11 protein-coding genes are annotated in these 13,068 nt (G+C 57.6%); 3 read left to right on the top strand and 8 right to left on the bottom strand.

Annotated elements, in window-relative coordinates; all coding sequences use genetic code 11:
* Positions 1-18: 18 nt before the first annotated feature.
* The 3 genes from Q0239_RS03445 (at position 19) to Q0239_RS03455 (ending at position 4,947) form a co-directional block, all read left to right on the top strand.
* Positions 19-780 (top strand): conjugal transfer protein TraF, encoded by a 762-nt coding sequence (locus Q0239_RS03445; RefSeq protein WP_298598417.1) that lies wholly within the window; start codon positions 19-21, stop codon positions 778-780.
* 76 nt (positions 781-856) lie between these two features.
* Positions 857-2,206 (top strand): conjugal transfer protein TraH, encoded by a 1,350-nt coding sequence (locus tag Q0239_RS03450; protein WP_298598452.1) that lies wholly within the window; start codon positions 857-859, stop codon positions 2,204-2,206.
* A 26-nt stretch (positions 2,207-2,232) separates the two neighbouring features.
* Positions 2,233-4,947: a conjugal transfer protein TraG N-terminal domain-containing protein gene (locus Q0239_RS03455; RefSeq protein ID WP_298598420.1), complete on the top strand. Its 2,715-nt coding sequence runs from the start codon at positions 2,233-2,235 to the stop codon at positions 4,945-4,947.
* Here the strand turns inward: Q0239_RS03455 and Q0239_RS03460 are convergent.
* The 8 genes from Q0239_RS03460 to Q0239_RS03495 form a co-directional block, all read right to left on the bottom strand.
* Complete coding sequence (locus Q0239_RS03460; protein ID WP_298598423.1) at positions 4,944-5,171, bottom strand: hypothetical protein; 228 nt, start codon at positions 5,169-5,171, stop codon at positions 4,944-4,946. The genes Q0239_RS03455 and Q0239_RS03460 overlap by 4 nt on opposite strands.
* Before the next feature lie 500 nt (positions 5,172-5,671).
* Positions 5,672-6,208 carry a molybdenum cofactor synthesis domain-containing protein gene (locus Q0239_RS03465; RefSeq protein ID WP_298598426.1) on the bottom strand — a complete coding sequence of 179 codons (537 nt, stop codon included), beginning with the start codon at positions 6,206-6,208 and terminating at the stop codon, positions 5,672-5,674.
* A 2-nt stretch (positions 6,209-6,210) separates the two neighbouring features.
* Positions 6,211-7,224 carry a GTP 3',8-cyclase MoaA gene (gene moaA / locus Q0239_RS03470; RefSeq protein WP_298598429.1) on the bottom strand — a complete coding sequence of 338 codons (1,014 nt, stop codon included), beginning with the start codon at positions 7,222-7,224 and terminating at the stop codon, positions 6,211-6,213.
* Positions 7,221-8,033, bottom strand: a complete 813-nt coding sequence (locus Q0239_RS03475) for a peptidylprolyl isomerase (protein WP_298598432.1) — start codon at positions 8,031-8,033, stop codon at positions 7,221-7,223. The genes moaA and Q0239_RS03475 overlap by 4 nt, the downstream gene beginning before the upstream one ends.
* Positions 8,026-8,730: a respiratory nitrate reductase subunit gamma gene (gene narI, locus Q0239_RS03480; RefSeq protein WP_298598435.1), complete on the bottom strand. Its 705-nt coding sequence runs from the start codon at positions 8,728-8,730 to the stop codon at positions 8,026-8,028. Before narI ends, Q0239_RS03475 begins: the two co-directional genes overlap by 8 nt.
* 1 nt (position 8,731) lies before the next feature.
* Complete coding sequence (narJ, locus tag Q0239_RS03485) at positions 8,732-9,445, bottom strand: nitrate reductase molybdenum cofactor assembly chaperone (protein WP_298598438.1); 714 nt, start codon at positions 9,443-9,445, stop codon at positions 8,732-8,734.
* A complete protein-coding gene (narH, locus tag Q0239_RS03490) occupies positions 9,445-10,983 on the bottom strand; it encodes a nitrate reductase subunit beta (RefSeq protein WP_298598441.1) in 1,539 nt (512 codons plus the stop codon). Before narH ends, narJ begins: the two co-directional genes overlap by 1 nt.
* On the bottom strand, positions 10,980-13,068 hold a 2,089-nt coding region (locus tag Q0239_RS03495), incomplete at its 5' end, for a nitrate reductase subunit alpha (protein ID WP_298598444.1). The genes narH and Q0239_RS03495, both read right to left, overlap by 4 nt.

The raw sequence follows: 13,068 nt of genomic DNA on the forward strand, positions 1-13,068 counted from the left end.
ACAATCGCAGCATCAGCGATGTCGGCTGCATTGGCACAGGTCCCGCAGCCTTCTCGCCAAACGACTGAGGCAGGTGACGCATTCTACTGTGAAGAACGCAAGCTCGGCTACTGGTTCTATTGCGAAAAGCCAAAAGCAGAACCGGAAACCATATCACCCACCCTTCCATTGGAGAGCGCCGTCACCCGGCTCGATGCGATCACCGCAGAGCTGCGCGAACTCAAGGCACGCGCGATCCTCGAACCAAGCCCTGCCAATGTTACCGCCTATATCCGCTTCCAGCGCGCGCAGCTCGATCAAGCTTCGCTGTTCAGCGATGTCTGGCAACGGGCGATCTGGCAGGACCCCGGTCTTGACTATACGCTGCAGCGCCCGGTTTCAACGCTCGGCAAGCGCCAGTGGCAGGATGCAAGGACTGCCGAACGCAATGCCGTCATGGCCAATCTCTCCAAACGCTACGGACTGTTCTATTTCTTCGCGCAAAGCTGCGCTGCCTGCAATGTGATGTCGCCGATTGTCCGGTCGGTTACCACAAATTGGGGCATGACCGTGCGCGCGATCTCTACCGATGGCGGCCCTTCGGCGCAATTTCCCGATTATGTCGTCGAGACCAACCAGCGCGCCAAAATGGGGCTTGAGCCCAAGGTGACCCCGGCCGTTGTGCTCTGGGACGCCCTGAAGGGCCGCCCCATTCCCATCGGCTACGGCGTGATGTCCGCCGACGAACTGCAGGATCGCATCTATCTCCTCACGCAAAAGGAAGCCGGACATGATTATTAGGTTCAAACGAACAATTGCCCTCCTCCTTGCCTGCACGCTTCCGTTGCAAAGCGTTTCCGCCGATGTCGGAAGCTCGATGGATTCGTTCCTCAACGATGTAGGGGGCGCTGCCAATATCAACGGACCAAGCGCCTATCAGGGCCAGTCGGCAGGCTATTACAGCCTTGGTAACGTCTGGACGCGTTTCCCGCAAAAGACCACGAACATCGCCAATCTGCAGCTGCCGCGCGCCCGCGCCGGCTGCGGCGGCATCGATATTTTCGCAGGCAGCTTCAGCTTCATCAACGCAAGCGAGATCGTTGCGATGCTCAAAGCCGTTGCCAACAATGCGGTCGGTTTTGCCTTCAGTCTCGCCATCGACACGGTCTGTCCTGAATGCTCGAAGATCATGCAGGAGTTCAGCCAGAAGGCGCAGCTGATGAACAATCTCAACATCAACAGCTGCGAGATGGCCCAAGGTCTGGTCGGCGGCATCTGGCCAAAGGGCGATCTTGCCGACAAGGCGATCTGTGAGGCCATCGGCAATTCTGAAGGGATTTTCACCGACTATGCTGCGGCCAAACATGGCTGCGGAACGCGCGGCCAACGCACCAGCACAACCGAACAGGGTGCGGGCAAATATGATGATGTGAACAGCGGGGTCCCGCGCAACTACACCTGGACGATCCTTAAAAAGTCCGCCTTCTTTTCGCCGGGTGGCAGCTTCGACCGCGAGCTTGCCGAATATGCGATGACGCTCATCGGCACGATCATCTATGTGCCGCCCAAGGATGAAGAGCCGGGCAAGTTCATTCCCTTTGCAGGCGATGCCTCATCGACGCTGGTCACCGCGCTTTTGGATGGCACGCAAGGCCAGCCAGTCAGGATATTCGAATGCGACGAGCCCGATAAATGTCTCAATCCCACCTTCAAAACGCTCAGTCTCCCAACCTCCAAGGCGCTGCGGCCACGGGTCGCCGCGCTTATCGAGGGTATGGTCGATGCCATCCGGACCGATAGCGCGATAAGCGAAGCGCAAAAGGAGCTGCTCCAGGTCGCGTCGATCCCGCTCTACAAGATATTGACCGTACAGGCGGCTTATGGCCGCGGCATGCCGACCGACGATCGCGAAACACTGGCCGAGATTGCGAGCGTCGATCTGCTCTTTGCCGTTCTGGACCGGATCGTGGGCGAAGCCGGCCGTTCGATGTCGAGCTTCATCGGCGCCGATGAAGCCAAGATCGCGATGTGGCAGGGACAGGTCAACGCCGTGCGCCAGAGCCTCGCTGACCGGCAGGCCAACACCCATTTGCGGGTAGGTGCCATCATGCAGATCATCGAGAAGACGGCCTTCATCGAGAATGTGCTCGCCGCCTCGATGTCGCCCGGCATGGCGGCTTCGCTCGACTGGTCGCGCGCCGTCCAAAGCCGCGGCCTCGCCCAATAGCCTCCAATATCGCGGGAAGAACGAACATGGTCGAAGTCTTTACGGTCGGTGGCGGCGACTATCTGGTCAACATCTTCAACGCCGTTTCCGCATGGACCGGCAATGGCGGCTATAAGAGCCTGCTGCAGGTGGTAATGGTGATGGGGCTTGCCTTCTCGGCGCTGACCCTTGCCTTCAACCAGGATTGGCGGGCTTGGATCAACTGGTTTCTGGGTGCGACCTTGATGTACAGTTGCCTGATGGTGCCAAGGCTCGATGTCCAGGTGACCGACCGTCTCAATCCCGGTCTTGCACCATCTCAAGTCAGCAATGTACCACTGGGCCTCGCGCTGATGGCAAGCTTTACGAGCCAGATTGGCGATTATCTTACCGGTTCGGCCGAAGTGGTGTTCGCCCTCCCCGGTGATCTCAATTACTCCAAAAACGGCATGATCTACGGCGCACGGCTCTATGATGCGACGCGGTCGCTGCGGATTTCCGATCCGGAATTTGCCGCCAATCTCGACGAGCATTTCCGGCAATGCGTGTTCTACGATGTGCTGCTCGGCCGCTATTCGATGAAAGCGCTCGCCGAAAGCAATGACATCTGGACCACCATCGCGCCGGGAAGCCAGGCCCGCGCACAGCGTTTCCTCACCCGCGACACCAATAGCGGCCAAGTGACGGCCAACATCATTACCTGCCGCGAAGCCTATACCAACCTCAACGGCCAATGGAACGGGCTCATAGATTCCATGGGAACGGTGTTCGGGCGGCAGCTTTATCCCAACCAGACAGCTGCGCTTGCCAAAGCCAAACTCTTTACCGACCTTCCCGTCGCCTACCAATATCTTTCCGGAGTTTCGACGAGCGCGACCGATATCTTCAAGCAGACGCTCACCATCAACGCGATGAGCCAGGCGATGCATTCGATGTCGGCGTCGAGCGGTGCCGGCAATGTCGATGTCTATGCGCAGACCCGCGCCGATATCCAGACAGAGCGCACCTATAGCTCGATCGCCAATAACGCCATGAAATGGATTCCGCTGCTCAATGTCGTGCTGACGGTGTTATTCTATGCGCTGTTCCCGGTGCTGTTCCCGCTGTTCCTGATGCCCAAGACCGGACCGCTTGCATTGAAGGGCTATGTCACGGGCTTCTTCTACCTTGCCGCTTGGGGGCCGCTTTTTGTCATCCTCCATATGATGCTGATGCTCAAAGGTGCGGCTGACATGAGCGCGGTTGCGAGCAGCAATGGTCTGACGCTCGCAAGCTTTACCGGCATGGCCGACGTGAATTCCGACATCGGCATATTGGCTGGCTATCTGGTTGCTTCGGTGCCATTTCTGGCAGGCGGGGTCGCCAAGGGGGCTATGGCGATCTCGCACCATGCAACAAGCTACCTCAATCCGAGCCAGAATGCGGCTGAAGAAGCAGCGCGCGAAGCGAGTACCGGCAATGTCTCGCTCGGCAATAGCAGCATCGAGAGTTCGATTGTGCTTTCGCGCCAGTTTGGACAAGGCACGGTGGCACCGTCCTTCACTTACGGATCGGCCCAGACGCGCGGCTATAGCGACAATGGCACGCAAACGACGAGTTTCCCGCAAGGCAGCTTCGACCAGCTCCCGACATCGAGCTATCCTTTCACGCCAACATTGGGCCAGGAGTTCACCTCTCGGCTTTCAACAATGGCGAGCCAGGCACGCGGCAACAGCGAAACCTTCTCGAATATGGCACAGCAATCGACCGCAAGCGCGGTCACGCGATTCAACGAACTGCGAAACCAGTTCAGCAAGGGCAGCAGCTTCGAGACCGCAAGCGGACAGTCGAATTCGGACAGCATCCAGTCCGCATTCAACGAGGTCGACCAGGCATCCAAGTCGCTGCAACGCCAATATGGCCTGTCGCGCCGCGCAGCCGATGACATTACCACTTCTTGGTTCCTGAACGGTGAAGCCTCGGCTGGTCTCGGTGTTGATTTTGGTCCTGCGAAGCTAGGCGTTGCCGCAAAGGGAGGCCGCAATCAGTCGTGGACTGATTCCGACATCGGCATCGCTTCCGAAGACCGTTCTCGTGTCATGGGAAGCCTCAAGCAAATTTCGGACAGCCGCAACTGGTCAAGTGCGCGCGACAGCTTTGTGCGAACGGTCAGCACATCGACAAGCTCATCGGTCTCGACGAGTGCAAATGGCATGAACACGTCGTTGACAGAAGCACAGAGCTATACGCGCGAAGCCCGGCGTGCGGAGGAAATTGCCAACCGCCTTGAAAATCAGGCATCGTTCTTTGAGGGCAGCAGTGCAGCTGGCAACCTCAATCTTTCGCAAGCTTATAGGGAATGGGGCATGGGCGAGATCGAGCGTAATAGGGACTTTTACGGCAATGCGCGGTTCGACGACATCGCTTTCCAGCTCAGTGCCGAAGGCCAAGAACTGCAAGCCAAGTTCATCGACAGCTACGCAGGTGAGGTACGCGATGGCATCGAAGATAAGCTGGTTCTGGCCCCCGGACCGGCCGTCTCAAAACCTGGCATAGGCTCAGAGAAGGATGTCCGAGCAAAATATCAAGGGGGCGCTCGAACCAGCAATCCATTGGGCAGCAAGCGCGCTAGGACCTATCTTGCAGACGAAGTTGATGATGCTCAGTCATCGGGACGCAAGCGCATCGATACAATCAAGGGCTATCTAGAAGGAACGACAAAGAGCGCAAAGGGTGCCAGCGCGGAAGCAGCCGACGAAGTGAAAGAATGGAAACCACGTTAACGCGATAGTTCACTGACGATTACAAAGACCATAAAAGCGACGATTGCAGCGATGGAAACGACAATTCCGGTGCGGCTCCATGGATCGGCCCATGCCTTTCGAAACCTGTACTCGGTCAGTCGATTTTCAGAGATTGCCTGATCAATTTCGGTTAGGCCTGCCCACTCAGGCTTGGATGACGACGGGTTTGTGTCTTGCTTCGGATTGTTCGCAGGTTCGTCCATTTCAATTCTCCTTCACCCGCCACCTCGGCAAAACTCCCCTCTGCTTCCTGCCGCTATAGTACACTGCGTCCATTTCCTTGTCAGTCGCATTCTGTGGTCACAGCACTTTCAATTTCGCAGCGCTTTCGGCCGACAGGCGTAAATAGCTATGCACGCTGCCACGTCGGTCATGCTCGCGCAGCGAGCCCACAGAAAGCGGCGCCCTTGCACGGCGAGACGAAGCTGGCCGCCCTGCGCGCGGGCGTGTGCGCCAGCAGGCGGCCAGCAAGGAAAGAGGCAAGAGTGCCAGCGGGTCAGCACAAAAACACCGCGCCCTGTCCGAACCTGCGAGGACAGAGCGCGTCGTTCAATTATCCCGCTCAATCATCACTGGCAGGTCGGGTATTGGCCGCGTTCGGACATAGATGGCAGCAAAAAAGATGCCCTCGTTTACGCTGAATGCGACATTCGTTGGCGCCACCACGCCGTCGTGCGAACCTGGCAAATGATAATCGCCTTCATTATGAACAAACCTCGCGCAGCCGTGGCAAGGCGCCTGCGATCGAACAGGGCTTGTGGCGGCTGTCGAATTCCAGTTCGAGCAGGCCGTCCCAGGCATCGCGACAGGCACCGGTCGATCCCGGGACGCAGAAAATGAAGCTGTCGTCCGCCTGCCCGGCAAAGGCGCGTGATTGCATTGCGGCGACGCCTACCGTTTGCAGGCTCTTTTGCTGGAAAGCGATAGCGAACCCGTCCATTTCGCGGCGCAGCAACGGCTTGACGGCTTCTGGCGTATTGTCGCGCGGGGAAAATCCTGTGCCACCGGTGGTAAGTATGATTTCGATTTCGGGATTGGCAATCCAGCCCTTGAGGGTTGCTTGAATTGCGTCAATTTCGTCACGGACGACAGCGCGGTCGATCAGTCTGTGCCCGGCTCCAGTTAATCGCTCGACAAACAGCGCTCCCGATGTGTCGGTTTCGTCGTTGCGCGTGTCCGAAATGGTCAGCACCGCCATGCCGAGCGGGTAAAAAGGTAAGCTTTCGTCTATTCCTGCCATATTCATCCACCAATAGATGCGAGATGTGGGGTCGCACCGCTGTTGCCTTGATGCAGCAAGTGCGCCGGAGCCTTGGTCGTGACCAGCCGCTGCAATCGTGCGTTCAGTTCGTCTTTCTGGCTATCCTGCTGCAACAGCGGTCGTAGGTCGATACCTGCATCTCCGAACAGGCACAGATGCAGTTTCCCCGTCGCCGAAACGCGTAGCCGGTTGCAGCTAGCGCAGAAATCCTTCGAATAGGGTGCGATGATGCCAATACGGCCTAGCCCATCAGGATTGGCATATTCAATCGCTGGCCCTGCTCCGGCCTGCCGAGCCTGCTTTTGCCAACCGAGCGCCTCAAGCTGCTCACTGATATAGGTGCCCGGAAGATGATGCGCCGCGAAATAGCCCGGGTTGTCATTGGTACGCATCACTTCGATAAAACGCAGGGTAAGGCCATGCTCGACGACGAAGGCCAGGAAATCATCCAGCTCATCGTCGTTCAGTCCCTTGAGCAGCACCGAGTTCAGCTTGACCGACGACATGCCCGCGGCACGGCAGGCGGCAATGCCTTCTAGGATCTCGCCTAACCGGTCGTGACCTGTAATAGCACGGAAACGCTGAGGTTGCAGAGAATCCATACTGATGTTGATCGCGCCTATCCCTGCATCGGCAAAGCTTTGCGCCCGCTCCGTCAGTCGGTAGCCATTGGTGGTAACTGCAACTTTTCGGATGCCTTGTATGTCAGTGATTGTTCGTGCAATCTCCAGAAATTCTCGCCTCAAGGTCGGCTCGCCACCGGTAAGACGCACCTTCCAGAGGCCGAGTTCGGCGAACGCCCCCACCAGCCTGCGGATTTCGTCAATCGACAAATTTGCGGGCGCGCCTTTTGCTTTGCGGTAGCCATCGGGCAGGCAATAGCTGCAGCGGAAATTGCAGACATCGGTCAATGACAGACGGAGATATTCGAAGCGACGACCATGGCGATCCGCCAGTCTCGCCTCGCCAGCATCTGGGGTCTCAATTTTACTCATTGCACAAGCGGGCCGTCGGCTCCCCCGATGTCAATGCCTTCGACCTTTGCCTGCGATGCCAGTATCGCTAGATATTGCGCGACTGCTCGGCGCCAGCTTGCTTCCTCCAGATATTGGGCAATCTTGTCGCGCACTAGCTCCAGCGGTATTTGTTCGCCAACAATGCGGCGACCAGCGCGAATGACATGGACGCCGAAACGCGTCTTGACCGGTTCCGGGTGCAGTTCACCTTCGCCAAGATCGAACAAGACATCCTCGAACTCCTTGACGGTCTGTCCCGGCCCGATCTGGCCCAGATTGCCGCCCTGTTCTCTTGAAGGGCATGCCGAATGCTTGAGTGCCAATTCGGAGAAACGTCCGGGCTCCGTCATCAATGCCCGTATCGCCATGCGTGCATCACCGGTTGCCAGCCCATAGGCCAGACCATCGTCGGGCGAGGCCGAAAAAAGGATATGTTCGGCCTCAACCAATGTTGGCGAGGTGAAGCGATCGGCATGGCGTTCGTAAAAGCGCTGGATCGTTGCCTCATCGGCGTTCGGACAGCGAACCTCCTGTTCGAGCAACGCCTCGATCCGGGCATCCTCGTCAGCCAGCTTGCGACCCTCTGCATCGACCAACCCAACGCTCATAATCTCAAGCCTATCAGCCTCGTCGAGCAATAACTGACGGAATACCAGAGCGCGTGTAGCAGCCTCCCAAGCCGTATCGGCATCCGGCGCAGGGTGGTTCTGAACTTCGGCGCTTATGGCCGCAGCACTGATCTCGCAACCGTTCACTGACACCGGAGGGTGATCGAGTACCTCAGCCATGACGCACCCCCAGTTTGCGCGAGCGCACGACCTGATAACCGGGACGCCATATATAGCGGACCGGCGCCGACAGCATGTGAACCAGCCGCGTGAAGGGGAAGAGCAACAGGATGGTCAGGCCCAGAAACAGGTGCAGTTTGAAGATGATATGCGCGTCCGCGACATAGGAATCTGCATCGCCTTGGAAGGTGAAAATGCCTTGCGCCCAGTTCATGAATTTCACCATTTCATGCCCGTCGAGATGATCTATCGACACTGGAATGGTGCTGAGGCCCAAGGCCAGTTGCAACCATAGGAGGACAAGGATCATGATGTCACTGAAACTCGAGGTTGCTCGGATGCGCGGATCGGTCAAACGGCGATGGAGGAGCAGGCTGGCACCAGCAAAGGCCAATATTCCAGCCACGCCACCAACAACGATGGCCATCACCTGCTTTGAGCCATGCGGAATGCCAAGGGCATCGAATATGGCGATGGGCGTCAGCAATCCTCCGGCGTGGCCGAAGAAAATGACCAGTACACCAGCGTGGAACAGCACCGATCCCCACATCAATTGCTTGCGCCGCAAGAGCTGGCTGGAGCCTGATCGCCAGCTATAGGGTTCGCGATCATAACGGATGACCGACCCCAGACCGAGCACCGCCAGCGCGATATAGGGGTAGATGCCAAACAGGAGATGGTTGAGGAAATCGGCCATGTCATAGGCTCCTTGGCGAAGAGGGAGGTGTGGCAGGTTCGAGCATGCGACTCACCATCGCCTGCACTTGCGGGCAAGATGCCGCAGCATCCGGCGCAGTCGGAGCCATAGCCCCAAAAGTGATCTGCTCTTCCTCCCAGGCTGCATCAAGCGCTTCCAGATCATCAGGATCCTCAACCGCAACCATGTCTTCCGGCGCGACGCTCTGCCCGCCCGAAAGGTCGCGCAATATGGCCAGCAGTCCTGCATAATCGCTGCCGCGGCTTTCCAGCCTGCCGGCCAGTGTTGCGATAATCGTGCCGGGTTCGGCCAGCTCTGCCAGTGCTTCGTTACGCGGAAGGGTGGAGCAATATTCGAGGAACAGTGGCAGATAGTCAGGCAGTTCGTTGCTCGCCGGATCGAGCCCAGCAGCAATATAGCGGTCGCGCAGATCAACCATCGCCTGACCACGATCACGGCTTTCGCCATGCACATGCTCGAACAAGTGCAAGCTGTGCGTCCGTCCGCGATCAAAGGTTTCGACATAATGTTCCTGCAACGAAATCAAGTCTCCGCCGGTCAGCCGGAACAGCAGGGGCTCCAGACGCAGCATCTGCTTTTCACTGACAATTTGTTCGCGCAGCAGCACGCGTCGGATTTCAGAAACCGCAGCGCGCAGAGCTTCATCGGGATAATGGAGCAGCGCCGAAAGAGCGCGTAACGTGATAGTGCCCATCAGAATACCTCCCCTGAAATTTGGGGCGTCGGGGTTTGCAGCTTCTTGCGGGCTGGCGCGCCGAATAAATTGGCTTTGGTTTCGCCACCCGAGCACCCATTGCCGAAGGAGAAGCCACAGCTGCCGCGTTCATCATACATGTCTTCGGCATCCTCCCGGTGGCCGGTCGGGATGACAAAGCGGTCCTCATAATTGGCAATTGCCATGACATGATACATGTCTTCAATCTGTGCGCCGGTCAGTCCGACGGCACGGGCGATGCCTTCATCGACTACGCCCTCGACTGTTTTCGAACGCATATAGCCGCGCATGGCCAGCATCCGTTCAAGGCAAAGTGCCACCGGCTCGGTCGCACCTGCCGTCAGTAGATTGGCGAGATATTTGAGCGGGATACGCAAAGACCGCACATCGGGCATGTTGTTGTTGACCGAAATCTGCCCCGAATTCGCTGCCGCACTGATAGGTGACAAGGGCGGCACATACCAGACCATCGGCAAGGTGCGATATTCGGGGTGAAGCGGGAAGGCTACTTTCCATTCCATCGCCATTTTCCAAACCGGGGAATGGCGCGCGGCCTCCAGCCATGCTTCGGGCACGCCATCCTTGCGCGCCTGTTCGATCACCTTGGGGTCATTGGGATCAAGGAAGATGTCGAGCTGGGCCTGATACAGGTCTTCGACATTTTCTGCCGACGCAGCTTCCTCGATGCGATCCGCATCATAGAGCATCACGCCCAGATAGCGGATGCGTCCGACGCATGTTTCGGAACAGACGGTGGGTTGCCCGGCCTCGATGCGCGGATAGCAGAAGATGCACTTTTCCGATTTGCCGGTTTTCCAGTTGTAGTAGATCTTTTTGTACGGGCAGCCCGATACGCACATGCGCCAGCCGCGGCATTTATCCTGATCAATCAGGACGATGCCGTCTTCTTCACGTTTGTAGATAGACCCTGCTGGGCAAGCGGCGACGCAGGTGGGGTTGAGGCAATGCTCGCACAGTCGCGGCAGATACATCATGAAGGTGTTTTCGAACTGGCCGTAAATTTCCTTCTGCACGCCTTCGAAGTTGTAATCTTCCGAACGCTTGGAAAATTCGCCGCCGAGAATTTCTTCCCAGTTCGGTCCCCAGTTGATCTTCTCCATCCGCTCACCGGTTACCAGTGAGCGGGGTCGAGCGGTCGGGAACGCCTTACTTTCCTTTGCTTGCTGCAAATGTGAATAGTCGAAGGTGAAGGGTTCGTAATAATCGTCGATTTCGGGCAGGTCGGGATTGGCAAAGATCTTCGACAATAGCCGCCACTTGCCACCCATGCGCGGTTTGAGCCGTCCCCCCTTCACGTCCCAGCCACCGTTCCAGCGCTTTTGATTTTCCCAGTCCTTGGGATAGCCGATGCCGGGTTTGGTCTCGACATTGTTGAACCAGGCATATTCCATACCGTCACGGCTGGTCCAAACATTCTTGCAAGTGACTGAGCAGGTATGGCAGCCGATACATTTATCAAGGTTCAGAACCTTGCCGATTTGTGCGCGGACTTTCATTCTGCTGCCTCCAGATGCGTGGCCGGACCTTCGAGCCAGTCGACCTTTGATAGCTTGCGGACGATGACATATTCATCGCGGTTGGAACCGACGGTGCCATAATAGTTGAAGCCGTAACTCTGCTGCACATAACCGCCGATCATGTGGGTTGGCTTCAGCACCGCGCGCGTAACTGAGTTGTGGATGCCTCCACGCTGCCCGGTGAGTGGCGATCCGGGCACGTTCACGATTTTCTCCTGCGCATGATACATGAAGAGCGTGCCCTCTTTCATGCGCTGCGAGACGACGACGCGGGCGACCAGTGCGCCGTTCGAATTGAAGGTTTCCACCCAGTCATTATCGACCAGCCCGGCTTTTGCGGCATCGACCTCGCTCATCCAGACGATCGGTCCGCCGCGCGAGAGCGTCAGCATCAACAGATTGTCGGTATAGGTCGAATGGATGCCCCATTTCTGGTGCGGGGTGATGAAGTTCAGGATGACGTGCGGCGCATCCTTTGCCTGATCAAGCATCGGCTTCACGGCCTTGGTATCGATCGGCGGACGATAGACGCAGAAGCCCTCACCAAAGGCCAGCATCCATTTGTGATCCTGATAGAGCTGTTGCCGCCCCGTTAGCGTGCGCCAGGGGATCAGTTCATGGACGTTGGTGTAACCCGCATTGTAGCAGACATGCTCGCTCTCCAGCCCCGACCAGGTGGGCGAGGAAATGATCTTGCGCGGTTGCGCCTGAATGTCACGGAAACGGATTTTCTCCTCTTCCTTGGGCAAGGCCAGATGTGTGTGATCACGCCCGGTGTTTTTGGACAAGGCCGCCCATGCTTTCACCGCGACCTCACCATTGGTTTCGGGTGCGAGGCTGAGGATGACTTCGGCAGCGTCGATCGCGCTTTCAATCTTTGCCATGCCCTTCGAGGTACCTTCTTCGAGGACTTCGCCGTTTAGGCGACGCAGTAAATCGACTTCATGCTCGGTATTCCAACTGATCCCTTTGCCGCCATTGCCGATCATTTCCATCAGCGGTCCCAGCGCAGTGAAGCGCTTATATACGTTCGGATAGTCGCGGGTGACGACGGCAACATTGGGCATGGTCTTGCCCGGGATTGGTGGCGTCTGACCTTTGCCCCAATCCTCAACATCGAAGGGCTGCGCGATTTCGCCCGGTGTGTCGTGCAGGATAGGCGTCAACACGACGTCCTCTTCGACGCCCAGGACTTCCGGCGCGACCTCAGAGAATTTCTTCGCAATCGCCTTGTAGATTTCCCAGTCCGATTTCGATTCCCACACCGGATCGACCGCAGCAGACAGCGGGTGGATGAAGGGGTGCATGTCAGAGGTGTTGAGATCGTCTTTCTCGTACCAGCTCGCCGTCGGCAGGACGATATCCGAATAAACGCAGGTCGTAGACATGCGGAAATCGAGTGTAACCAGCAGGTCAAGTTTCCCCTGCGGTGCATCATCATGCCAGACGACATCTTGCGGCTTTTGTGCGCCGGTTTCACCCAGATCCTTGCCCTGCACACCATGCTGTGTGCCGAGCAGGTGCTTGAGGAAATATTCGTGGCCCTTGCCCGATGATCCCAGCAGGTTCGAACGCCAGACAAACATGTTGCGCGGCCAGTTGGCCGGGTCGTCCGGGTCGCGGCAGGACATTTCAAGCTCGCCTGTTTTGAGCGCCGAGGCAACATAGTCCTTTGGCTCCATTCCTGCAGCTTTGGCCGCTTTGGCAATGTCCAGCGGGTTGGTCTTGAGCTGCGGCGCGCTGGGCAACCAGCCCATGCGTTCGGCACGGACGTTGTAGTCAATCAGCGAACCGGACCAGTCGCCTTCGGGCGCCGTCGGCGAGAGAATTTCATCAACGTCGAGCGTCTCGTAACGCCACTGGTCGGTATGCGCATAGAAGAAGCTGGTCGAGTTCATGTGTCGAGGCGGACGCGCCCAATCGAGCCCGAACGCCAACGGAGCCCAGCCGGTCTGCGGGCGCAGTTTCTCCTGCCCGACATAATGCGACCAGCCACCACCCGACTGGCCGACACAACCGCACATCACCAGCATGTTGATGATGCCGCGATAGTTCATGTCCATA

The sequence above is a fragment of the uncultured Sphingorhabdus sp. genome (assembly GCF_937872355.1).
Taxonomy (GTDB): Bacteria; Pseudomonadota; Alphaproteobacteria; order Sphingomonadales; family Sphingomonadaceae; genus Sphingorhabdus_B.

Bases quoted from the DNA above. Each gene is read 5' to 3' on its own strand.
- Q0239_RS03445 (WP_298598417.1), top strand. From the start codon at position 19: ATGTCGGCTGCATTGGCACAGGTCCCGCAGCCTTCTCGCCAAACGACT.
- Q0239_RS03450 (WP_298598452.1), top strand. From the start codon at position 857: ATGGATTCGTTCCTCAACGATGTAGGGGGCGCTGCCAATATCAACGGA.
- Q0239_RS03455 (WP_298598420.1), top strand. From the start codon at position 2,233: ATGGTCGAAGTCTTTACGGTCGGTGGCGGCGACTATCTGGTCAACATC.
- Q0239_RS03460 (WP_298598423.1), bottom strand. From the start codon at position 5,171: ATGGACGAACCTGCGAACAATCCGAAGCAAGACACAAACCCGTCGTCA.
- Q0239_RS03465 (WP_298598426.1), bottom strand. From the start codon at position 6,208: ATGGCAGGAATAGACGAAAGCTTACCTTTTTACCCGCTCGGCATGGCG.
- moaA (WP_298598429.1), bottom strand. From the start codon at position 7,224: ATGAGTAAAATTGAGACCCCAGATGCTGGCGAGGCGAGACTGGCGGAT.
- Q0239_RS03475 (WP_298598432.1), bottom strand. From the start codon at position 8,033: ATGGCTGAGGTACTCGATCACCCTCCGGTGTCAGTGAACGGTTGCGAG.
- narI (WP_298598435.1), bottom strand. From the start codon at position 8,730: ATGGCCGATTTCCTCAACCATCTCCTGTTTGGCATCTACCCCTATATC.
- narJ (WP_298598438.1), bottom strand. From the start codon at position 9,445: ATGGGCACTATCACGTTACGCGCTCTTTCGGCGCTGCTCCATTATCCC.
- narH (WP_298598441.1), bottom strand. From the start codon at position 10,983: ATGAAAGTCCGCGCACAAATCGGCAAGGTTCTGAACCTTGATAAATGT.